18 protein-coding genes are annotated in these 23,137 nt (G+C 68.8%); 7 read left to right on the top strand and 11 right to left on the bottom strand.

The features are described 5' to 3' along the window. Positions 1 to 22: 22 nt before the first annotated feature. From AC6LJ5_RS08260 to AC6LJ5_RS08275, 4 genes are all read left to right on the top strand, one after another. Positions 23 to 1,711: an AMP-binding protein gene (locus AC6LJ5_RS08260; RefSeq protein ID WP_498140240.1), complete on the top strand. Its 1,689-nt coding sequence runs from the start codon at positions 23 to 25 to the stop codon at positions 1,709 to 1,711. Further along, positions 1,698 to 2,174, top strand: a complete 477-nt coding sequence (locus AC6LJ5_RS08265; RefSeq protein ID WP_498140241.1) for an acyl-CoA thioesterase — start codon at positions 1,698 to 1,700, stop codon at positions 2,172 to 2,174. Before AC6LJ5_RS08260 ends, AC6LJ5_RS08265 begins: the two co-directional genes overlap by 14 nt. Then, positions 2,171 to 3,310, top strand: a complete 1,140-nt coding sequence (locus tag AC6LJ5_RS08270; protein WP_498140242.1) for an FAD-dependent monooxygenase — start codon at positions 2,171 to 2,173, stop codon at positions 3,308 to 3,310. Before AC6LJ5_RS08265 ends, AC6LJ5_RS08270 begins: the two co-directional genes overlap by 4 nt. A 161-nt stretch (positions 3,311 to 3,471) precedes the next feature. After that, positions 3,472 to 4,521: a Bug family tripartite tricarboxylate transporter substrate binding protein gene (locus AC6LJ5_RS08275; protein ID WP_498140243.1), complete on the top strand. Its 1,050-nt coding sequence runs from the start codon at positions 3,472 to 3,474 to the stop codon at positions 4,519 to 4,521. 53 nt (positions 4,522 to 4,574) lie between these two features. Here AC6LJ5_RS08275 and AC6LJ5_RS08280 read toward each other — a convergent pair whose 3' ends face one another. After that, positions 4,575 to 5,399 (bottom strand): helix-turn-helix transcriptional regulator, encoded by an 825-nt coding sequence (locus AC6LJ5_RS08280; protein WP_392409264.1) that lies wholly within the window; start codon positions 5,397 to 5,399, stop codon positions 4,575 to 4,577. Between the two features lie 83 nt (positions 5,400 to 5,482). On the opposite strand from AC6LJ5_RS08280, the gene AC6LJ5_RS08285 reads away from it, so the two are divergent. Beyond that, positions 5,483 to 6,253, top strand: a complete 771-nt coding sequence (locus AC6LJ5_RS08285) for a class I SAM-dependent methyltransferase (protein ID WP_498140244.1) — start codon at positions 5,483 to 5,485, stop codon at positions 6,251 to 6,253. Positions 6,254 to 6,303: 50 nt separating this feature from the next. On the opposite strand, the gene AC6LJ5_RS08290 is transcribed toward AC6LJ5_RS08285, so the two are convergent. From AC6LJ5_RS08290 to AC6LJ5_RS08330, 9 genes are all read right to left on the bottom strand, one after another. Then, on the bottom strand, positions 6,304 to 7,842 hold the full coding sequence (locus tag AC6LJ5_RS08290) for a mannitol dehydrogenase family protein (RefSeq protein WP_498140245.1): 1,539 nt from the start codon (positions 7,840 to 7,842) through the stop codon (positions 6,304 to 6,306). Then, complete coding sequence (gene manD / locus AC6LJ5_RS08295) at positions 7,830 to 9,041, bottom strand: D-mannonate dehydratase ManD (protein ID WP_392412783.1); 1,212 nt, start codon at positions 9,039 to 9,041, stop codon at positions 7,830 to 7,832. Before manD ends, AC6LJ5_RS08290 begins: the two co-directional genes overlap by 13 nt. Positions 9,042 to 9,104: 63 nt before the next feature. Next, positions 9,105 to 9,836 carry an amino acid ABC transporter ATP-binding protein gene (locus tag AC6LJ5_RS08300; protein WP_498140265.1) on the bottom strand — a complete coding sequence of 244 codons (732 nt, stop codon included), beginning with the start codon at positions 9,834 to 9,836 and terminating at the stop codon, positions 9,105 to 9,107. Between the two features lie 68 nt (positions 9,837 to 9,904). Further along, the gene (locus tag AC6LJ5_RS08305; RefSeq protein WP_498140246.1) at positions 9,905 to 10,564 is read right to left on the bottom strand and encodes an amino acid ABC transporter permease; all 660 of its coding nucleotides are present in this window, start codon (positions 10,562 to 10,564) and stop codon (positions 9,905 to 9,907) included. Further along, entirely contained in the window at positions 10,561 to 11,226 is a 666-nt protein-coding gene (locus AC6LJ5_RS08310) for an amino acid ABC transporter permease (protein WP_392412781.1), read from the bottom strand. Before AC6LJ5_RS08310 ends, AC6LJ5_RS08305 begins: the two co-directional genes overlap by 4 nt. Positions 11,227 to 11,253: 27 nt before the next feature. Further along, positions 11,254 to 12,291 carry an L-idonate 5-dehydrogenase gene (locus tag AC6LJ5_RS08315; RefSeq protein WP_212319632.1) on the bottom strand — a complete coding sequence of 346 codons (1,038 nt, stop codon included), beginning with the start codon at positions 12,289 to 12,291 and terminating at the stop codon, positions 11,254 to 11,256. 171 nt (positions 12,292 to 12,462) lie between these two features. Beyond that, positions 12,463 to 13,311, bottom strand: a complete 849-nt coding sequence (locus AC6LJ5_RS08320; protein ID WP_498140247.1) for a transporter substrate-binding domain-containing protein — start codon at positions 13,309 to 13,311, stop codon at positions 12,463 to 12,465. A 131-nt stretch (positions 13,312 to 13,442) separates the two neighbouring features. Then, on the bottom strand, positions 13,443 to 14,285 hold the full coding sequence (locus AC6LJ5_RS08325; protein WP_498140248.1) for a substrate-binding periplasmic protein: 843 nt from the start codon (positions 14,283 to 14,285) through the stop codon (positions 13,443 to 13,445). Positions 14,286 to 14,411: 126 nt separating this feature from the next. After that, the gene (locus AC6LJ5_RS08330) at positions 14,412 to 15,140 is read right to left on the bottom strand and encodes a FadR/GntR family transcriptional regulator (RefSeq protein WP_498140249.1); all 729 of its coding nucleotides are present in this window, start codon (positions 15,138 to 15,140) and stop codon (positions 14,412 to 14,414) included. 178 nt (positions 15,141 to 15,318) lie between these two features. On the opposite strand from AC6LJ5_RS08330, the gene iaaH reads away from it, so the two are divergent. Next, the gene (gene iaaH / locus AC6LJ5_RS08335; RefSeq protein WP_498140250.1) at positions 15,319 to 16,785 is read left to right on the top strand and encodes an indoleacetamide hydrolase; all 1,467 of its coding nucleotides are present in this window, start codon (positions 15,319 to 15,321) and stop codon (positions 16,783 to 16,785) included. Positions 16,786 to 16,911: 126 nt separating this feature from the next. Here iaaH and metH read toward each other — a convergent pair whose 3' ends face one another. Then, entirely contained in the window at positions 16,912 to 20,685 is a 3,774-nt protein-coding gene (metH, locus tag AC6LJ5_RS08340) for a methionine synthase (RefSeq protein ID WP_392412774.1), read from the bottom strand. Between the two features lie 391 nt (positions 20,686 to 21,076). Here metH and AC6LJ5_RS08345 point away from each other — a divergent pair, with 391 nt between their 5' ends. Further along, positions 21,077 to 23,119: a TonB-dependent receptor gene (locus AC6LJ5_RS08345; protein WP_498140251.1), complete on the top strand. Its 2,043-nt coding sequence runs from the start codon at positions 21,077 to 21,079 to the stop codon at positions 23,117 to 23,119. Positions 23,120 to 23,137 lie beyond the last annotated feature (18 nt).

Below are 23,137 nucleotides of genomic sequence, written 5' to 3' on the forward strand. Positions count from 1 at the left end.
GCCGCGGCAGGAGGAGACAGACATGCGAGACATACGCTGCCCCATAGAGGGCGTGATCTACCACCCCGAAGACCGCGCCCGGCGCTATTTCGCCAGCGGCGCCTGGGAACGCCGCACGGTCGGTGACGCGCTGCGCGCCACCGCCGCCCGTTGCCCGCAACGCACGGCGCTGATCACCGACGAAGGCAGCCTGAGCTTCCAGGAGCTGGACCAGCGCAGCGAACGGCTGGGCGCGGCGCTGCTGAAGCTGGGCATGCGCCCATCGGACCGCGCCATCTTCCAGATGGGCACGACGCTGGAAACGGCGGTCGCGCTGCTGGCCTGCTACAAGGCCGGCATCGTGCCCGTCTGCACGCTGCCGCAGCACCGCGAGCTGGAGATCGGCCAGTTGGCGCGGCAGACGCGGGCGCGCGGCTACTTCGTGCAGGCGGACTTCGGCAGCTTCGACCTGGTGGCCTTCGCCGCCGGCATGCTGGCCACGGACGACACGCTGGCGCACCTGATCGTGGCTCGCGGCGACGCCGGCGCCCACGCGGCCATGCAGGCGCTGATCGATGCCATGCCGCTGGACGAGGCCACTGCCCTGCTGGCGCGGCAAGGCCCCGGCTGCGAGGACGTGCTGAGCTTCCAGCTGTCCGGCGGCACCACCGGCATGCCCAAGATCATTCCGCGCTTTCATGCCGAGTACCTCGGCCACGCGCTGGCCTGCGCGCGCCGCTACCAGATGGAGGAAGAGGAACGCATCATCTGGTCGCTGCCGCTGCTGCACAACGCGGCCCAGGTATACGTGCTGATACCCGTGGTCGCGATGGGCGTGTCGGCCGTGCTGATGCCGCGCGTGGACGTGCCGCGCATGCTGACGCTGATCGAGCGGCACCGCGTCACCCGCGCCATGTCCATCGGTCCCATCGCCCCGCAGATCATGGCCTATGACCGCCTGGCCGACCATGATCTCAGTTCGCTGCGGCTGTTCATCACCATGAGCGCGGCGGAACGGCTGGAAGCGCATCTGCGCGTGCCCTGTTCCAACCTCTTCGGCATCACAGAAGGGCTGTTGCTGGGTTCGCCCGCCAGCGCCCCGGCGCAGGCGCGCCATCACACGCAGGGATTTTCCGGCTGTCCCGACGATGAGCTGCGGCTGCTGCGCCCCGGCGCCGAGGAACCGGCCGCGCCGGGCGAAGCCGGTGAACTCTGTTTCCGTGGCCCGGCCACGCTGCCGGGCTTCTTCGACGCGCCCCAGGCCAATGCCGGCGCCTTCACGTCCGACGGCTTCTACCGCAGCGGCGACATGATGACCGCGCGCATCGTGAACGGACAGACCTGCTACGTCTTCGAGGGCCGGCTGCGCGACAACATCAATCGTGGCGGCGAGAAGATCGGCTGCGAGGAAGTCGAGGCCCAGGTCGGCGCGCATCCGGCCATCGCCGAGGCCCGCCTGGTGGCCATGCCCGATCCGTTCTATGGCGAAAAGGGCTGCCTGTTCGTGATCCTGCGGCCTGGCCATGCCGCGCCCACCGTGCCCGAGCTGGCGGCCTTCCTGACCGGCCGCGGTCTGGCCAAATACAAGTGCCCCGAGCGTATCGAGAGCATCGAGGCTTTCCCCGTCACCAAGGTCGGCAAGCTGGACAAGGCCGCCTTGCGCCAGGCCGTGGCGACCATGCTGAACCAGGAGGCCGGGCAGGCCAGGGAGCAAGACGATGACCAGCACTGAATACGTGGTGAGCGAACGGCCCTTCGTGGTGCGACGGCGGGTCAAGTGGGGCGACTGCGACCCCGCCGGCGTGGTCTACACCGTCACCTTCGGCGAATACGTGCTGTCGGCCGCCGAGCTGTTCTACGGCTACCTGTTCGACGGCACGCCGCAGCGCATCAAGGACGAGCATGGCTTCGGCACGCCCACGCGCGCGCTGTCCTTCGACTTCCAGGCCTCGCTGTGGCCGGACGAGGAATTCGACATGCGCGTCACGGTGCACGAGGTGCGCACCCGCACCTACACCCTTCACATCCACGGCAGCGCGCGCGGCAAGCCCGCTTTCGACGCCGTCCTGACGCCGATCTGCGTGGCCCGCGGCGAGCGGCGCGCGATCGAGGTGCCGGACGCGCTGCGCACGCGGCTGCTGTCTTACCAGGAAGCCTGCGCGCAGGCGCAAACCAGCGGGAGCGCTGACAAATGAAGATCGCCATCATCGGCGCCGGCCCGGCCGGCCTGTATTTCTCGCTGCTTTCCAAGAAGCACGACCCCAGCCACGAGATCACGATCTACGAGCAGAACCCGCAAGGCGCCACCTATGGCTGGGGCGTGGTGTTCTCGGACATCGGCCTGGCCTTCCTGCGCGAGGCCGATCTGGAGTTCTTCGGCAGGTTCGTCGCGCATCACGAGCGCTGCGATTACATGGAAATCGTGCATCAGGGCACGCGCGTCCAGGTGCAGGGCAACCATTTCTCGCGCACGTCCCGCATCGACATGCTGGCCGTGCTGGAGCAGGCCTGCCGCGAGGCCGGCGTGCGGATCCGCCACCAGCAGCGCATAGAGGACGTGGCGAGACTGGCCGGCGAGGTCGACATGGTGGTCGCCGCCGACGGCAGCAACAGCGCGGTGCGCAAGCAGTACGCCGAGCATTTCCGTCCGGCCTTCGAACGCCGCCGCAACAAGTTCGCCTGGTACGGCACGCGCCAGCGCTTCCACCCCGTGTCGCTGATCTTCCGCGAGGCCGAGCACGGCATCTTCATCGCCCACAGCTACCAGTACAGCAAGGACCTGAGCACCTTTCTGGTCGAGGTGGATCCGGACAGCTGGCGCCGCGCCGGCCTGGACACGGCCAGCGAGGACGACAGCCGGCGCTACTGCGCCGAAGTGTTCCGCGAGGACCTGGGCGCCAACGAGCTGCTGGGCAATCGCTCGCTGTGGTTCGAGGCGAACATCGTGCGCAACGAATGCTGGTCGCACCAGAACATCGTGCTGCTGGGCGACGCGCTGCGCACGGTGCATTTCTCGTTGGGCTCGGGCACCCGCATGGCCATGCAGGACGCGATCGCGCTGCACCAGGGGCTGCTGCAACACCCGGGCGACGCGCGCGCCGCCTTCGCGGTATTCGAGGCGCAGCGCCGCCCGGCCTCGTCCAGCTTCCAGGCCGCCGCCGCGCGCAGCCTGGACTGGTACGAGAACGTGGCCGACAAGATGCACCTGGACCCGGTCGACTTCGCCTACGACTACATGCGCCGCACCGGCCAGGTCAGCCACGACGACCTGCGCCAGCGCGACCCGGCCTTCGCCTCGGCCTACGAGGCGCGGCACCCGGTGACCGCCTGAGTACCGGCGTCCCGGCCGCCCTCCCGGCCGCCGGGACGCCGCGCCGCACGGCATTACGCAGCACCGCAGCACGCACATCCGCAGCACGCATACCCGCAGCACCCACGACAGGCGGCCGCCGAGCCGCCGCATAACCATCCATGGAACATGGAGGAGACATCATGAACATCCCTCACGCTGCGCACGATTGCAGCCCCGCCGGACGCGCCGGCCCGCCCTCCCGCAACGGTCCGGCCAGGAACGCGGCGCGCTGGCTGACGGCCTCCGCGCTGGCGCTGGGCTGTGCCGGGGCCATGGCGCAGTCGGGCGCCTACCCCAGCCATCCCGTGCGCATGGTGCTGCCCTACTCGGTGGGCAGCGGCCCCGACGCGGTCGCGCGCATGCTGGGCGAACAGCTGACCGCCGCCTGGAAGCAGCCGGTCATCGTCGAGAACAAGCCCGGCGCCAACGGCTGGCTGGCGATCGGCGACGTCAAGCGCGGCGGCCAGGACGGCTACTCGCTCGCCATCGTCGACAACACCCACATGACGCTGCAACCGCATCTGTACCGCAGCCTGCCGTTCGACCCCGTGCGCGACTTCGAACCGGCCGCGCCGATCTACCACACGCATTTCTTCGTCGTGGTCTCGGCCGACTCGCCGTGGAAGAACGTCGGCGACCTGGTCGCGGCGGCGCGCGCGCAGCCCGACAGGCTGACCTATGGCACCTGGGGCATGGGCAGCGTGGCGCACGTCGGCACCACCATGTTCCAGGACGCCACCGGCACCCGCATGACGCATGTGCCGTTCAAGGACCTGTCCCAGCTCTACACCGCCGTCGCCAAGGGCGAGGTCGATTGGGCCTTCGGCACGGCGGCGACGGTGCAGAATCTGTACCAGGCCAAGCGGGTCAAGCTGCTGGCGCTGGCCGCGCCGGCGCGGCTGCCCTCGTACCCGGACGTGCCGACGGTGGCCGAGGCCGGCGGGCCGAAGGACTTCGAGCTGAAGACCTGGGTGGCGGCATTCGTGCCCAAGGGCACGCCCGCGCCGGTGCGCAAGCAGCTGAACGAAGGCATCGCCGCGGCGGTCCAGTCGCCGGCTGTGCTCAAGCGCTTCGAGACCTTCGGCTTCCAGGCCTGGCCCGCCAGCGCCGCCGAGCTGTCGCAGGCGCGCGAGGCGGATTCGGCGCGCTTCGCGGAAGTGGTCAAGAAGGCCAATATCTCGCTGGACTGAGCCATACGATCGGGGCCGGCGTCATCCGGCCCCGCCGCGCTACCGCCGGCGGCTCAACCCCGTTCGCCGCCGTCCAGCAGCATCACCAGCTTCAGGTCCGGATGCGTGGCCAATCGAAAGGTGATCTGCTGGAACGCCAGCTGGCCGCTGCGCGGGTGCTGGAATTCGCGCAAGCCTCCTTCCCGCTCGACCACCGCGTGCCGCGTCCACCAATGGGCGAACACCGGACTCTGGCGGTTCAGCGCGTCCGCCAGCGCCAGCACGGCAGGCTCGTCCAGGTGCGCGCCCGCATCGGCGCGGAACTCGGCCACCACGCGGCGCGCGCGCTGCTCCCAATCCACCACCAGCTCGCGCGCGGCCGGGTCCAGGAAGATATAGCGCAGCAGATTGGGCTCGGGATCGCGCAGGGGCCAGTCGTCGAACAGCTCGCGCAAGGGCTCGTTCCAGGCCAGCAGGTTCCAGGCGCGGTCCAGCACATAGGCGGGCGCGCGGATCGCGTCCACGCAGGCGCGCAGCGGTCCTGGCGCGCCGCCGGCGTCGTCGCGCGGCGGCTGCGGATCGGCGCAGTCGGCCAGCTCGAACAGATAGGCGCGTTCGGCGCGCGCCAGCTGCAACACGCCGGCGATGCGCGACCAGACCGAGGGCGACACCGACACTTCGCGGCCCTGTTCGATCCAGGTGTACCAGGTGACGCTGATGCCGCACAGCTGGGCCACTTCCTCGCGCCGCAGGCCGGGCGTGCGGCGGCGCGAGCCTTCCGGCAGCCCCGCCATCTGCGGCGTGATGCGCGAACGGGCGCTGCGCACGAATTCACCCAGCGCCTGACGGCGCAGGGCCGAGCCGTCGCCACCGGCCACCGCTTGAGGGGAACTATTCATACCAGGATAACCTGTGGTCTTGTACGTGTATGGGAGCCCGCCTATCTTAGCGCCTGGCCCCACTCACCCCGCAAGGATGTCCCATGACCGCCAGCACCCATGATGATGCCGTCCACCGGCAATTCAGCCCGCAAGCCACCGCCTACCTGAACAGCGCCGTCCACGCTCAGGGCGAGGACCTGCGCCAGATGGCGGCCATCGCCGCCGCGCAGCCCGGCGCCCGCGTGCTCGACCTGGGCTGCGGCGGCGGCCATGTGAGCTTTCATGTCGCGCCCTCGGCCGCCTCGGTCACGGCCTACGACCTGTCGCAGCAGATGCTGGACGTTGTGGCCGCCGAAGCCGCGCGACGCGGCCTGGACAACCTGTCCACCTGTCGCGGCAAGGCCGAGCGCCTGCCCTTCGCCGACGGCGAGTTCGATCTGGTGATGTCGCGCTATTCCACGCACCACTGGCAGGATCCCGGACTCGGCCTGCGCGAAGCCTTCCGCGTGCTCAAGCCGGGCGGCACGGCGGTGTTCGCTGACGTGGTGTCGCCGGGCGAGGCCCTGCTCGACACCTGGCTGCAGATGATCGAGGCGCTGCGCGACACCTCGCACGTGCGCGACTACTCGGTGGCGGAATGGACCCGCCTGCTGACTGAAGCCGGATTCACGCTGCAGGGCGTGACGCCGCGCCGGCTGTCGCTGGAATTTCAATCCTGGGTGACGCGCATGCGCACGCCCGACACGCTGGTCGCGGCGCTGCGCCATCTGCTGGCGATCGCGCCGGACGTGGTGCGCGCGCATTTCGAGATCCAGGCCGACGGCTCGTTCTCCAGCGACACGGCCACCCTCGTGGTGAAAAAGCCCGGCTGAGGCTGGCGGGCGCGGGCGGATCCCGCAGGATCGCCCACGGCCTGACAGCGCTAGCGCCCGCCGCCGCCAAGCGCCTCCAGCGCGCCGGCCACGCCCAGGCTGCGCAGCGCATGAACGGCATGGGCCACGGCGCGCACGAAGCGTGCATCCTGCCCCAGCTCGCCGAACACGGGTTCGAAGCCGGCCAGCGCGGCGGTCCATTCCAGCATGGCGGCCGGCCCTGGCCCGGCAAGCGTCGCCGCCGTTTCGGCCTGCTCCAGCCGCCGCGCCAGCGCCCCGGCCATCGGATCCTGGATGTCATAGCGGCGTCCCGCCTGATCCACCCCGCGCAGATAGTGCAACCAGCCCGCCACCGCCAGGGCCAGCAGCGGCATGGGCTGCTCGCGCGCCAGCCTGGCGCGCGCGGTGTCGAGCAAGCGTTGCGGCAGCTTCTGCGAGCCGTCCATGGCGATCTGGCGCGTCTGGTGCCTGAGCGCCGGATTGGCGAAGCGCTGCAGCAAGCGCTCCTGATACTGCGCCAGATCCAGTCCCGGCAGCGGCGGCAGGGTCGGCGCGATTTCCTCGCGCATCAGCCGCTCCAGATAGCGCCGCAACGCCGGCTGCGCCAGCGCCTGATCCACCGTGTCCCAACCCGCCATCACCGACAGATAGGCCAGGGCGGAATGCGCGCCGTTGACGTTGCGCAGCTTGAGCGTCTCGAACGGCGCGGCTCCGGCCACGAAACGCGCGCCGCCGGCGCGCCAGTCAGGACGACCGGCCGCGAAGCTGTCCTCCAGCACCCATTCCAGGTAGGGCTCGGCCATGACCGGCCAGGCGTCCGCCAGGCCCAGCGCCCGCGCCACCGCCTCGCGGTCGGCGTCGGTGGTGCGCGGCACGATGCGGTCCACCATCGAGCACGGAAACGTGCATTCGGCGGCGATCCAGCGCGCCAGCCCGGCATCCACCTGCTCGGCGAAGGCCAGCACCATGCCGCGCAGCAGATGGCCGTTGGCCGGCAGGTTATCCAGCGACATGAGCGTGAGCGGCCCGCGCCCCGCCGTCCGACGCCGCTGCAAGCCCCACGCCAGATAGCCGATGGCGCTGCGCGGCGCCAGCGGCTGGCCCAGGTCGTGGACGATATCCGGATGATCCAGGTTGAGCTGGCCGCTGGCCGGATCGTGGCAATAGCCCTTCTCCGTGACGGTGAGGCTGACGATGCGCGCGTCCTCGTGGGCGATGCGCGCCAGCACGGCTTGCGGATCCTCGGGCGCGACCAGCGATTCCAGCAGGCAGCCGATCACGGCCAGCCGCTGGCGCGGCTCGCCATGTTCGTCCGCATCGCGCAGCGCCAGCGTGTACAGGCCCTCCTGCGGCACCAGCGCGTCGCGGGTGTCGGGCTGGCGCAGCGAGACGCCGCAGATGCCCCAGGCCTCGCCCGCGCCGGCGGCCAGCGCCGCCTCGTTGACCGCCGCCAGATGCGCGCGCGCGAAAGCGCCCAGGCCCAGGTGCACGATGCCGGCGCGCAGGCGGGTCCGGTCGTGGACCGGCCGCGCCACGCCGGCGGCCAAACCGCCCAGGCGCGACGGATGCAGCCGCCCTACCAGTTCCATAGCGTGCCGTCCTGCTGCAGGCGGTTCACGGGCAGGTAGGCGCGCTTGTACGGATACCGGGCCGCCAGCTTTTCGTCGATCTCCACGCCATGGCCCGGCGCGTCGCCCGGATACAGCATGCCGTCCTTGAAGGTATAGGCGTGCGGGAAGACGGCGTCGGTCTCCTCGGTGTGGCGCATGTATTCCTGGATGCCGAAGTTCGGCACCCAAAGGTCGAAGTGCAGCGCCGCGCCCATGCAGGCCGGCGACAGGTCGGTGGCGCCGTGGCAGCCCGTGCGCACCTGGTAGAGCGAGGCCAGGTCGGCGATGCGGCGCAGGTGCGTGATGCCGCCGGCATGCACGACCGTGGTCCGGATGTAGTCGATCAGCTGGTTCTGCACCAGGTCCTTGCAGTCCCAGATGCTGTTGAAGATCTCGCCCACGGCCAGCGGCGTGGTGGTGTGCTGGCGGATCAGGCGGAAGGCTTCCTGGTTCTCGGCCGGCGTGGCGTCTTCCATCCAGAACAGGTTGTAGGGTTCCAGCGACTTGCCCAGCCGGCCGGCCTCGATCGGAGTCAGGCGATGATGCACGTCGTGCAGCAGATGGTGTTCGAAGCCGAGTTTTTCGCGGATGCGCTCGAACAGCTTGGGCGCGTGGCGCAGGTACTTCTCGGTGGACCAGTCGTGCTCGCTGGGCAGGTCGCTGTCGGCGGGTTCGTAGAACAGATTGCCCCGGCCCACGCCGTAGACCTTGTCCAGGCCGGGCACGCCGCTCTGCGCGCGGATCGCGCGGTAGCCCATGTCGGCGTAGCGCAGCACCTCGTCGACGGTGTGCTCGATGTCCGAGCCGTTGGCGTGGCCGTAGACCATCACGCCGGAACGGCTCTTGCCACCCAGCAGCTGGTACAGCGGCAGGCCGGCGGCCTTGGCCTTCAGGTCCCACAGCGCGGTGTCGACGGCGGCGATGGCGGTCATGGTGACCGGGCCGCGACGCCAGTAGGCGCCTTTGTACAGGTACTGCCAGATGTCCTCGATCTGGTGCGCGTCGCGGCCGATCAGGCAGGGGATGACGTGTTCGGTCAGATAGGCCGACACCGCCAGCTCGCGGCCGTTCAGGGTGGCGTCGCCGATGCCGGTCAGGCCCTGGTCGGTCTCGATCTTCAGCGTCACGAAATTGCGGCCGGGAGAGCAAACGATCACGCGTGCGTTCGTAATTTTCATCTTGGTTTCCGGGTGGACGGGTAATGGCCGCGCTGGGCCTGTATCGGTTGCGGCAGGGCAGCCCTAGCCTTCCCAGCCCAGGTGGCTGAGGAAGTCGCGGGTGCGGGCGACCTGCGGGTGGTCGAAAATCTGCGTCGGCGGGCCTTGTTCCAGAATGGCGCCGTTCTCGAACACCACCACCCAGTTGGCCACCCGCCGCGCGAAACTCATTTCATGGGTCACGACGATCATGGTCATGCCTTCCTGCGCCAGCTTCTTCATCACGTTGAGCACTTCGCCCACGGTCTCGGGATCCAGCGCGGACGTCGGTTCGTCGAACAGCATCACCTCGGGCTCCATCGCCAGCGCGCGGGCGATGGCCACGCGCTGCTGCTGGCCGCCGGACAGGTTGGCCGGGAAGTTGCCGGCCTTGGCCGCCAGGCCCACCTTTTCCAGCAGCGCCATGGCGCGGGCGCGGGCGGCCTCGGGCGCCATGCCCAGCACCGTGATCGGCCCCATGGCGACGTTATCCAGCGCCGACTTGTGCGGGAACAGCTCGAAGCTCTGGAACACCATGCCCATGCGCTGGCGCACGCGCCGCACCTCGGGCTCCGTGTCCGGCACCACGGCGCCGTCCAGCAGCACGCGGCCGCCGTCCAGCTTTTCCAGCGCGTTGGTGCAGCGCAGGAGCGTGGACTTGCCCGAGCCGCTGGGCCCGATCAGGCACATCACCTCGCCCTTGTTGACCTGCAGCGACACGCCGTTGAGCGCGACGAAATCGCCGTAGGTCTTGCGCACGTTCTCGTATATCAGCACGGGCGGCTTATCAGCCCCCTTGCGCGCGGCCTGATCGGCCTGCGCCGTGCGTTCAATGATCATGTCGTTCATTCCTTGACTCCGTACTTGCGGTGGATCCAGTCGACCAGCTTGGCCTGGGGATAGCCCATCAGCCAGTAGATCGCCGCCATCGCGGTCAGCATTTCCAGCACGCGGAAGGACTGCGCGCGGATCTGCATCGAGGCGTAGGCCAGCTCGCTCACCGCGATCACCGACACCAGCGAGGTGTCCTTGAACAGCGAGACCCAGGTGCTGGCCAGCACCGGCAGCACGCGCCGCGCCGCCTGCGGGATCAGCACCTTGAACATGGCCTGGCGCCGCGACATGCCCATCGCCAGCGCCGCTTCCATCTGGCCCTTGCGGATGGAATTGATGCCGGCGCGGAAGGTCTCGGAGTTGTAGGCCGAGATGTTCAGCACCAGCGCCACCAGCGCGGTCGTCAAGGGCGAGAGCTGCACATCCAGCGCCATGGGCATGACGTAGAACGCCCAATAGATCACCAGGATCAGCGGCAGGTTGCGGAAAAACTCCACGAAGACGGTGGCGGCCTTGCTGGCCAGGCGGTTGGACGACAGCCGCATCAGCGCCAGCACGATGCCGCCGGGCACGGCCAGCGCCATGGTGGCCACCGTGAGCAGGACGGTCATGCCGGCGCCTTCCAGCAGCGCGTGACGCGAGTCCCAGACGATTCCCCAATCCAGATTCATGAGCGCCCCAGGTGTGCGTAGCGTTGGTACAGCCGGTCCACCCCGCGCGTGACCGGGAACAGGATCACGAAGTAGGCGACCAGCACGGCGGTGTAGACCTCGATCGGGCGGTAACTCTGTCCGGCGATGGTCTCGGCCTTGTGCATCAGCTCGGGCACGGCGATCACGGTGGCGATGGCCGTGTCCTTGATGGCCACGGTCAGCACCGAGCCGAAGGCCGGCAGCATGCGCACGATGGCCTGCGGCAGGATGATCTTGCGCAGCGCCTGGGCGCGCGACATGCCCAGCGCCAACCCGGCGCGCATCTGGCCGGGCCGCACCGACTCGATGCCGGCGCGCACCACCTCGGCCGCGTAGGCCGCGATGTGCAGGGTCAGCGCCACCAGCGCGGCCCAGAACGGCGCGAAGTTCACGCCGGCCAGCAGCGGCAGCGCGAAGTAGATCCACACCAGCACCACCAGCACCGGGATGGCGCGCATGCTGTCGATGTAGAACACCAGCAGCGGCCGCAGCCAGCGCGGCCCGTACAGGCGCAGCAGCGCGATCGCCAGGCCCAGCAGGATGCTGGACACGGCCGCCGCCGCGCTGAGCGCGACGGTCGTGCCCAGCCCGCCGGCGAAGAAGCGCCAGTTGTCGACGATGGGAGAAAAATCGAAATCCATGCGGTCTCCGCGAGTCCCGGCGCGTTCCTAGAACGTCACCATCACTTTCATGGCCTGGGTACGGTCGGCCGCCAGCGCGAAGGCCTCGTGCGCCTGACGCACCGGCACGGCCGCGCTCAGCAGCGGCGACACGTCCAGCAGTCCGCGGCTCAGGTAATCCACGGCCCAGGCGTACTCATCGACGAAGCGGAAGCTGCCGACGCAGGTCAGGCTCTTGACCATGATCTGGTTGAACGGGCAATCGGCGCTGCTGCCGGACAGCGTGCCCACCGTGACGATGGTGCCGCGCGGGCGCGCCGCGCGGATGCAGTTGGCCAGGCCGGCATAGTTGCCGGACGCCTCGAAGCACACGTCCACCGTGCCCTTGCCCGCCGCCAGCTCGTCCAGCGCGCCGGGATCGGTGGCGGCGTTGATGGTGCGCGTGGCGCCCACCCGCGCGCAGGCGGCCAGCGTCTGGTCGACGATGTCCACCGCGATGACGTGGCTGGCGCCGGCCAGCCGGGCCGCCATCACGACCAGCGCCCCGATGGGGCCGGCGCCCACCACCATCGCCGTCTTGCCCAGCAGCGTGCCGGCGCTGCGCACCGCGTGCAGCGCCACCGCCAGCGGCTCGCCGAAAGCGGCCAGCTCGAAGGACAGGCTGTCCGGCACCGGCAGGCATTGACTTTCCTGCACCACGACCTGCTCGCGCATCGCGCCCTGCATGTGCGGATAGCGGCTGGCGCTGCCGAAAAAATGCACGGCCTCGCAGTGGTTGGAATCGCCCTGGCGGCAATAGCGGCACACGCCGCAGGTGCGTGCCGGGTCCAGCGCCACGCGGTCGCCGGGCTTGACCCGCGTCACCGCCGCGCCCACTTCCAGCACCTGGCCCGAGGCCTCGTGGCCGGGCGTCAGCGGTTCGCGGATGACGAAGTCGCCCACCCTGCCGTGCCGGTAGTAGTGCAGGTCCGAGCCGCAGATGCCCACGGCCTTCACGCCCACGCGCACCTGCGTGGGGCCCAGCGCCTCGGGCGCCACTTCCGTCAGGCGCAGGTCCTGCGCGCCATGGATTTCGCAATTCAGCATGAAGTCATACTCGTTTCAGTTATTCACCGCGCCAACGCCCCGCAGGCAGCAGGCGCCGCATGCATCCGCTCCCGCAAGAGAACAGATGCCGCCAATCGAGATGTCACGGAGCCGGCTCCGCCGGTCCGTAGACATGCCCCCTGGGGGAAGCGCGCAGCGCTTCGGGGGGGCCTACTTCAGCTCCAAGGTCATGCGGCGCTCTTCGGCGGCCAGTTCGGGATGCATGCGGGCCTCGACCTTGCGCAGCCATTCCAGGTACACGGGCTGGTTCTTGGCCACGCCCATGCCGGCCTGGATCTCGAAGATCTTGCTGTCCTGGCAGTTGTTGTCCTTGGGGAAGACCGCCAGGCCCTTGACCTTCTTGCTGATGCTGGGCCAGAGCATGCGGTTCAGCGGCGCCACGTCCGAGCGGCCGGCCAGCACTTCCTCGATCGGCGCGACCGAACCCGAGTTGGCCACGCCGCGCAGCTTGGCCTTGGAGAACTGCTCGCGCACCAGCGGCTCTTCCCCTGCGCCGGAGAAATAGGCCATGGTGATCTCGGGGCGGTTGAAGTCCTCGACCTTCGTGACGCCGGTGAATTTCGGATTGGAGGCCAGGCCGAACATGCACACGCTGGTGCTGGGGAAGGTGACGAAGTCGATGATCTTGGCGCGCTCGGCGTTCTCGTTGAGCGGTCCGATCATGATGTCCATCTGGTTGGCGATGAGCGCCGGCACCTTGGTTTCATGGCTGACCTGCACCGGCACCATCTTCACGCCCAACAGCTTGGCGAACTCCTTGCCCAGCGTCCAGGATGAACCCATCCACGGCTCGCCCGAGCCCGAGGTGTTCTGCACCAGCCAGGGCGGGTTGTTGACCACGCCCACTCGCAGCACGCCGGCCTTGCGGATGGCGTCGATGCGTTCGCTGGCGCCGGGTTCGGGCGGCGTCTGGGCCCGGGCCGAGAAGCTGGCGCCGGCCAGGACGATGGCCGAGAGGGCCAGTCGCGCGGTGGCGCGGCGGGAAAAGCGCTGTTGCATGTCATGTCTCCTAGTGTGGGACGGCGTATCCGTCACGGGCGCGTGCAGCCGCCGGCGGCGTCGCCGGAGCCGCGCGGCGCGCGGCGTTCCTGTGTTGCGGTTGGGTAGCGGGGTGAGCCGCGATTGAAGGCTTAAGGCAACTGCTCGATGACGCGCGTTTCGTCGGCGTCCAGCTGGGGCTTCATCGAAACCGCAACCTGCCGCAGCCAGGCGAGGTAGGCGTCCTGCCCCTTGTCGACGGCCAGCCCCACCGGCGAAGCCTTCTCGGTGCTCTGCTGGCAATTGGCCTCGGCGGGAAACACCTGCAATCCGGGCACCTTGCGCTTGAGGCCGACCCAGGGCACGCGGTTGATGGGCGCGGCGTCGGCGCGGCGCGCCATGATTTCCTCGATCGGCGCGGTGGCGCCGGAATTGGCGACGGCGCGCAGCGTGGCATTGGGGAAGCGCTGCTTGACCCAGGCTTCCTCGGCCCCGCCGGTGAAATAGGCGATGGTGATGCCGGGACGGTTCAGGTCGTCCACGGATCTGACCTGGGCCAGCTTGTCGTTGCCGGCGCGGCCGAACATGCAGACGCTGGTGGCCGAATACAGCACGAAGTCCACCACCTTCAGCCGTTCCGGCGTTTCGGCCAGCGGGCTGATGGTCATGTCGACCTGATTGGCGGCCAGCACCGGCACCTTGGTCTCATGCGACACGGGCACCGGCGTCAGCTTCACGCCCAGGCGCCGCGCATACTCCCTGGCCAGCAACCAGGCGGGACCGCTCCAGGCCTCGCCAGTCTTGCCGGACACGTCCTGGATCAACCAGGGCGCGTTCTGCAGCACGCCCACGCGCAATTCGCCTGCCTTGCGGATGGCGTCCACGCGCGGACTCTGGCCCGGCGCGGGCGCTTCCTGCGCCCCGGCCGCGCTGGCGGCCGCGAGCAGCGCCGCCCAGCGGCGCCATGCGCCGCTCCCCTTGTAATGTCGCTGCATGTCTTGTCTCCTGGTCTTGATGGGCCCGATTCCGGCCGGCAAGGTATCTTCCCTGCTCGTTCCGGGGGGCCGCCTGCTAAGGCCGCCTCATGGGGCCATGTCGTAGGGTCGCGTCGCGGGTCCGCATCAGCGCCACCCCTGCGCGAATTCACCGATCACGCGCTCCAGATGGCCGCGCATGGCCAGCCGGGCCGTGTCGCCATCGCCCGCCACCAGCGCGGCGAAGATGCGTTGATGGTCTTCCTGCGAGGCCTGGCGCAATTCCTGCGTGTGGAAGTGCTGCTCGATTTTTTCCCAGACGGGGCCGCGCGCCTGGTCCCACATGGATGCCACGGTGGCTTGCAGCACGCTGTTACCGGTGGACTGCGCGATGTACAGGTGAAAGCGCCGGTCGGCCTCTTCGTTGGCGACCTTGTCCATCATCTGCTCGCGCATGGTGCTCAGGGCCTCGAACATGCGGTCCAGGTCCGCGTCCTTGCGGGTGGTGGCGGCCAGCCCTGCGATTTCGGATTCGATCAGGCAGCGCGCGCGCAGCAGTTCGAACGGGCCGGCGCCGGGCTCCTGCGCCATGGGCAGGCGCGCCACGCCCGGCTTGGGCTCGCAGACATAGATGCCCGATCCGCCGCGCACCTCGACCACGCCCTGCAGCTCCAGCGCGATGATGGCTTCGCGCAGCGAGGTGCGGCTGACATCGAAGCGCTCGGCCAGCGCGCGCTCGGCCGGCAGGCGCTGGCCGAGCGCGAATTCTCCCTGGACCACCAGGGCCTGGATCTGGGAGGCCAGACGCAGATAGGCGCGGTCCAGTCCCGGCTTTTGCGCGGGCTCTTCGGGCTTGGGGATCAGTTGCAGGTTCATGGTTTCTTAAATTGGTTAGACCAAATTCTAATTGGTTCACCACTTTTCACTATCATGGTTTACCAGAATACAAGTGGTAGACCAAATAACGATCCCGTGGCGCTGCCGATAAGATACGAGCCCGGAGAAGGATCCGCATCACGCATCCCCCGACATCGCAACGCCGCGAGGAGACCGCATGACCGACACGTCCCGCACGCCCCTGCCCGCTCCGGGCCAGGCCCCCGAACTGACCGTGATCCAAGCCGCCGCGCTGATCCGCGAGGGCCGGCTGTCCAGCCTGGACCTGACCCGCGCCTACCTGGACCGCATCGACGCGCGCCAGAACCTGAACGCTTTCATCACCGTGGACCGGGACGGCGCGCTGGCCCAGGCCCGCGCCTGTGACGAGGCCCGCGCCGCCGGGCGGCCGCAAGGTCCGCTGCACGGCGTGCCCGTCGCCATCAAGGACAACATCCACGTGGCCGGGCTGCCCAATACCGCCGGCACGCCGGCGCTCAAGCATTTCCGTCCGACCGAGGACGCGCCCGTGCTGCGCCGGCTGCGCGAGGCTGGCGCGGTGATCCTGGGCAAGACCCATATGCATGAACTGGCCTTCGGCGCGTCCGGCTACAACCATGCCTACCCCGGCCCGCAGGGCCCGGGCACGCGCAATGCCTATGACCCCAGCCGCATCGCCGGCGGCTCGTCCTCGGGCAGCGGCGCGGCAGTGGGCGCGCGTCTGGCGCCCGCCGCGCTGGGCACGGATACCGGCGCCTCGGTGCGCCTGCCGGCCGCGCTCAACGGCGGGGCCGGCTTCCGTCCCAGCGTGGGCCGCTATGACGGCGCCGGCATCACGCCGATCTCGCATACCCGCGACACGCCGGGACCGCTGGCGGCCAGCATGGAAGACATCGCGCTGCTGGACGCGATCCTGGCGGGCGAGGGCCAGCCGGCGCAGACGCTGCCCGCCGCCGGCCTGCGGCTGGGCCTGCCGTCGGGTTTCTGGGCCGGGCTGGAACCGGAAGTGGAACGCGTCACGCGGGCCGCGCTGGACAAGCTGCGCGGCGCCGGCGTGGAACTCATCGCGCTGGAGACGCCGGGACTGGCCGAGGCCAACGCGGCCGTCAGCATGCCGGTCTGCCTGCACGAGGCGAAGACCGATCTGACCGCGTACCTGGAACGCTATGAAACCGGCGTGGATATCACGCAGGTGGTGGCGGCCATCGCCAGCCCTGATGTGAAGGGCCTCTTCGACGGCATGATCATGCCGGTGACCCTGCCCGGCCCGGACGGCGCGCCCACGCCGATGACGCCGCTGTACGAAGCCGCCCTGGCGACGCATCGCGACGCGCTGATCGCGGCCTACCGAAGCGCCTTCGCCAGCCACCGCCTGGACGCGCTGCTGTTCCCCACGCTGCCCATGCTGCCGATCGCGGCCGATGCGCAGGCCAGCGGCATCGAGCACTTCATGCGCCTGATCCGCAACACGGACCCCGGCAGCAACGCCGGCCTGCCCGGCCTGAACATCCCGGCGGGGCTGTCGGCGACAGGCTTGCCGGTGGGCTTGGAGATCGACGGCCTGCCGGGCGAGGACCGCAAGGTGCTGTCCATCGGCTTGGCGCTGGAGGCCGTGCTGGGCAGGCTGGCGCCGCCGGCGGGCTGAAGCTCGCGCGGCGAACGCCTGCCGCGTCGGAACCTGCGTCGGAACATTTCCCCGACAGTGTCGGGGATATTGTGAAAACCAGCGGATCCGGCCTCGGCCGCGCGGCTCGGATCCTGCCCGTCCCGCTCAGCCCAGGTTCGGCGCCAGCGTGCGGCGCAGGTCCTCGATACTGCGACCGCTGCGGCGCGCGTAGTCTTCCAGCTGGTCCTCGCCGATCACGCCAACGTTGAAGTACTGCGACTGCGGGTGGCTGAAGTAGAAACCAGACACGCTGGACGCCGGGTACATGGCGTAGCTGTCGGTCAGCATCATGCCGATATCCTCGCCGTCCAGCACGCGGAACATGTCGGTCTTGACGACGTGTTCCGGGCAAGCGGGATAGCCCGGCGCGGGACGGATGCCCACGTACTTCTCGGCGATCATGTCGTCGTTGGACAGGGCCTCGTCGGGCGCGTAGCCCCACAGGTCCTGGCGCACGCGCGCGTGCAGGCATTCGGCGAAGCCCTCGGCCAGGCGGTCGGCCAGCGACTTGAGCATGATGCTGGAATAGTCGTCCAGGGCGCGCTCGAACTCGGCTTCCTTCTTCTCGATGCCCAGGCCGGCGGTCACGGCGAACATGCCCACGTAGTCCAGCTTGCCGCTGGACTTGGGCGCGATGAAGTCGGACAGCGACTTGTTGCTCACGCCCTCGCGCTTGGCGCCCTGCTGGCGCAGGTTGCGGTACGTGAACAGCACTTCGCTGCGCGTCTCGTCCTTGTAGATCTCGATGTCCTCGTCGTTGATGCTGTTGGCCGGATAGAAGCCCACCACGCCGTTGGCGGTGAGCCAGCGGCCCTCGACGATGCGCTTCATCATGGCCAGTCCGTCGGCATAGACCTTGCGCGCCTGCTCGCCCACGACCTTGTCGTCCAGGATGGCGGGGAACGGCCCGAACAGGCTCCAGGTCTGGAAGAACGGGCCCCAGTCCACGTACTTCGCGATCTCGGCCAGGTCGTAGCTCTTGAAGGTGCGGCGGCCGATGAACTTGGGGCGCGGCGGCGTGTAGGCGTCCCAGTCGATCTGCGGGCGCGCGGCGCGCGCCTCGGCCAGCGGCACCAGCGGCGTGGCCTTGCGGTTGGCGTGGCGGCGCCGCACGTCCTCGTACTCCCCGGCCAGCTCGGCCAGGTAGGCGTCGCGCTGCGTCGACATCAGGTTGGTGGCCACGCCCACCGAGCGGCTGGCGTCGGGCACGTAGATCACCGGGCCTTCGTAGTTCGGCGCGATCTTCACCGCCGTGTGCACGCGGCTGGTGGTGGCGCCGCCGATCATCAGCGGCACCTTGCGCTCGCGGAAATACGGGTCGCGCTGCATTTCCGAGGCGACGTAGGCCATTTCCTCGAGGCTGGGCGTGATCAGGCCGGACAGGCCGACGATATCGGCCTGCTCTTCCTTGGCCTTTTCCAGGATCTGCGCGCAGGGCACCATCACGCCCATGTTCACGACTTCGAAGTTATTGCACTGAAGCACCACCGACACGATGTTCTTGCCGATGTCGTGCACATCGCCCTTGACGGTGGCGATGACGATCTTGCCCTTGGCGCGCACGTCGCCGCCGGCCGCCGCGATCTGGCGCTTTTCCTCTTCGATGAAGGGAATCAGGTGCGCCACCGCCTGCTTCATGACGCGGGCCGACTTCACCACCTGCGGCAGGAACATCTTGCCCTCGCCGAACAGGTCGCCGACCACGTTCATGCCGTCCATCAGCGGCCCTTCGATCACCTCGATCGGACGGCCGCCGCGCGCGGCGATCTTCTGGCGCACCTCTTCGGTGTCCTCGACGATGAAGGTGGTGATGCCATGCACCAGCGCGTGCGACAGGCGCGCCTCGACGGAGGCGGCGCGCCAGGCCAGGTCTTCTTCCTTCTTGGCGCCGGAGCCCTTCACCGTGTCGGCGAACTGCACCAGGCGCTCGGTCGGCGTGCGCTCGTCGTCGGCCTCGGTCTTGCCTACCGGCTCGGCGCGGTCCAGCACCACGTCCTCGACCAGGTCGCGCAGCTTGGGATCCAGGTCGGCGTACACGCCGAGCTGGCCGGCGTTGACGATGCCCATCGTCATGCCTTCCTTGACCGCGTAATACAGGAACACGGTGTGGATGGCTTCGCGCATCGGCTCGTTGCCGCGGAACGAGAAGCTGACGTTGGACACGCCGCCCGAGATGCGCGCATGCGGCAGGTTGTCGCGGATCCAGCGCGTGCCTTCGATGAAGTCGACCGCGTAGTGGTTGTGCTCGTCGATGCCGGTGGCGACGGCGAACACGTTGGGATCGAAGATGATGTCCTCGGGCGGGAAGCCTTCTTCCTCGACCAGGATCTGGTACGCGCGGCCGCAGATTTCCTTGCGGCGCTCCAGCGTGTCGGCCTGGCCCTGCTCGTCGAACGCCATCACCACCACGGCGGCGCCGTAGCGGCGGCACAGGCGCGCGTGCTCGCGGAAGATGTCCAGCCCTTCCTTCATGGAAATGGAGTTCACCACCGGCTTGCCCTGCACGCACTTCAGGCCGGTCTCGATGACTTCCCACTTGGAGCTGTCGATCATGACCGGCACGCGGGCGATGTCCGGCTCGGACGCGATCAGGTTCAGGAAACGGTGCATGCAGGCCACCGAATCCAGCATGGCCTCGTCCATGTTGATGTCGATGATCTGGGCGCCGTTCTCGACCTGCTGGCGGGCCACGGCCAGCGCCTCGTCGTACTTTTCCTCGCGGATCAGGCGCGCGAACATCTTCGAGCCGGTCACGTTGGTGCGCTCGCCGACGTTGACGAACAGCGTGTCCTCGTCGATGTTGAGCGGCTCCAGGCCCGACAGCCGGGTCTTGACCGGAATCTCGGGCACAACGCGCGGCGTCAGCGCGGTCACCTTGTCGGCGATGGCGCGGATGTGGTCGGGCGTGGTGCCGCAACAGCCGCCGGACATGTTCACCAGCCCGGCGCGCGCGAATTCCTCCAGCAGCGCCGAGGTGTCGGCCGGGGTTTCGTCGAAGCCGGTCTCGGCCATGGGATTGGGCAGGCCGGCGTTGGGATAGACGCAGACGTAGGTATCGCAGATCTTGGACAGCTCGGCCACGTAGGGGCGCATCAGCGCCGCGCCCAGCGCGCAGTTCAGGCCGATGGTGACCGGGCGCGCGTGGCGCACCGAGTTCCAGAAGGCTTCCACGGTCTGGCCGGACAGGATCCGGCCCGAGGCGTCGGTGACGGTCCCGGAGATCATGACCGGCAGGCGGATGCCGCGCTGCTCGAACACTTCCTCGGTGGCGTAGATCGCGGCCTTGGCGTTGAGCGTGTCGAAGATGGTTTCGATCAGGACGATGTCGATGCCGCCGTCGAGCAGGCCGTTCAGCTGCTCGACATAGGCCACGCGCAGCTCGTCGAAGGTGACGTTGCGCGCGCCCGGGTCGTTCACGTCCGGCGAGATGGAGGCGGTTTTGGGCTGCGGGCCCAGCGCGCCGGCCACGAAGCGCGGCTTGTCCGGCGTGCTGTAGGCGTCACAGGCCTCGCGCGCCAGTCGGGCGGATACCAGGTTCAGTTCGTAGGCCAGTTCCGGCAGGTCGTAGTCGCCCTGGGCGATGGAGGTGGCGCCGAAGGTGTTGGTCTCGATGACGTCGGCCCCGGCCTCCAGGTACTGGCGATGGATCTCGGCGATCACGTCCGGCCGGACCAGGGACAGCAGTTCGTTGTCGCCCTTCAGATCCTTGCCGTGGCCGGCGAAGCGCTCGCCGCGGAAATCCGCCTCGCCCAGCTTGTAGCGCTGGATCATGGTGCCCATGGCGCCGTCCAGGATCAGGATGCGCTGGCCCAGCAGTCGGGCGAAGTCGCCGCCGCGGGTAAAGGCCTCGGGCGGATAGGGCAGACGGGGATAAGACACGAGAAAGTCCTGGACGTGTGGCGAAAAGGGGAAAAACGCCGTGAAATCAACCTGTAATCGTAACAAAACGGGGTCTTCCGCGCCCGGCGGTGATACAGTTTCGGCCCCGAACCGGTGCTTTCGGCGCACATTGCCGGCAAGAACGCAACACTTGCCGGCCGCGCGCGAAAGGTAAACGGGAAACAGGAAGGCATCCCCGCCGGCGGCCCATCAAGCCCGCCGACCGAGCCCAGCCTGTGCTGCCCCCGCAACGGTCCCCATGCGCCAGCCGCATGGCAGCCCGATACCGGCCTGTTCGACAGTCAGGACGCCCCCTTCCCGGTCCGCCGGACGCGGCGTCCTCCCATCGTGAATGGCCTGCGGGGTCGCGGGTCGCTTCGAGGTCATGCAGATGAAAGCCCGTACCCTTCGCCGCAGCGCCGGCGTCCTGCTCTGTTCCGCGCCGGCCCTGGCCGCCGCCCAGCAAACTCCCGCCCCCACGGAACTCAGCCCCATCACCGTCACGGCGCAGCGCGTGCCTTCCGACGCCGCCACGCTGCCGGTCGCGGTCTCGGTGATCACCGCCGAGGACATCGCCGCCAGCAGCGCGCGCACCATGCAGGACCTGCTGTCCACGCAGGCCGGCATCCACCTGCTGAACACCAGCAGTTCGACCGACAACGCCATCGTGGACCTGCGCGGCTTCGGCATGACCGGCGCCAGCAACACCCTCATCCTGGTGGACGGCGTCAAGCAGAACACCAACGACCTGTCCGCGCCCAACCTCGGCGTGGTGCCGCTGGACCAGGTCGAACGCATCGAAATCGTGCGCGGCAGCGGCTCCGTGCAATACGGCGGCGGCACCACCGGCGGCGTGATCAACATCATCACCCGCCGCGACTTCTCCAAGGAACCGGTCACCGCCCGCGCCACCGCCACCTTCGGCAGCTATGGCCTGCACCAGTATGACGCGGCCATCGCCATGAACAACCAGAAGGTCGGCGTCGACGCCTACATGCAGTCGCTGCGCACCGACGGCTACCGCGACCACAGCGGCGAGCGCCGCGAGGGCGGCGGCGGCGGCATCACGCTGCGCCACGACAACGGCTCGATCCGCCTGTACGGCAACACCACCACGCAGCGCCTGGACCTGCCAGGCTCGCGCCTGATCGATCCATACACCGGCAAGAACGAGTTCGAGAGCGACCCGCGCGGCGCCAAGAACGACATCGACCGCATCAGGACCACCACGACCACCATCGGCCTGCAGGTCGAACAGTCCATCGGCGCCGGCACGCTGTACGCCGACGCGTCCTCCCGCCAGAAGAAGCTGGATGGCGTGTCCTACGACGGCTTCGGCGATATCCTGCGCGACCAGAAGCTGACCGAGAACCTCGCCAGCCTGCGCTACCGCCTGCCCATCAACGGCGGCCACAGCGTGGTCTTCGGCGCCGACGCGCAGGAAGCCAAGACCACCTCGGCCCAGGACGCCTATTACTCGCCCACGCCGGCGAAGTGGGAATCGCGCCAGCGCCAGTACGGCCTGTTCGCCGAGGGCACGATTCGCGCCACCGAGAGCACGCTCGTGACACTGGGCCTGCGCCGTCAGTACGCCTCGGACAAGGTGGAGATCCTGTCCGGCATGGACCAGCCGTCCGACCGTGGCAACCACCTGACCGCCTGGCAGCTGGGCGTGCGCCAGGACATCGGCGCCGGCTTCGGCGCCTATGCCAAGGTCGGCCGCAGCTTCCGCGTGGCCAACGCCGACGAACTGGTGTCGGTGAAATCGCCGCTGGCGCCGCAAACCTCCACCGACAAGGAACTGGGCCTGACCTGGAAGTCGGACAAGAGCAGCGCGCGCCTGTCCTGGTTCCGCTACGACCTGCGCAACGAGATCCAGTACAACCCGCTGGGCGATGGCATCTGGGGTCCGGGCACCGGCGGCAACATCAACCTCGACCCGACGCGCCGCCAGGGCATCGAGCTGGAAGGACACCATGCCCTGACCAGCAGCATCACGCTGGACGCCAACCTGACCTGGATGGAGGCAAAGTTCCGTTCCGGCACGTACAGCGGCGTGGACCTGGCCGGCAAACAGGTGCCGCTGGTGCCGAAGTGGCTGGCCAACGCCGGCGTGACCTGGCGTCCCACCGATGCGCTGCTGTGGAACGTGTCGGCCCAGTACGTCGGCAAGTCGCGCATGGACAACGACCAGGCCAACCAGTTCGGCGAGGAACTGAACGCCTATGTGCTGTTCAACACCAAGCTGGCCTACAAGTTCACCCGCAACATCGAAGGCGCGGTGGGCGTGAACAACATTCTGGATCGCAAGTACGCCAGCTACGGCGTGCGCGGCGCCAACACGGACTTCCAGTACCTGGGCTCCACGGCGCGCTACAACCTGTACCCAGCGCCTGGCCGCAACTTCTACGCTTCGCTGACGTTGCGCTACTAGAGTGAAAGCCCACCCCCG

This window comes from Achromobacter sp. 1011791174, from assembly GCF_059760925.1.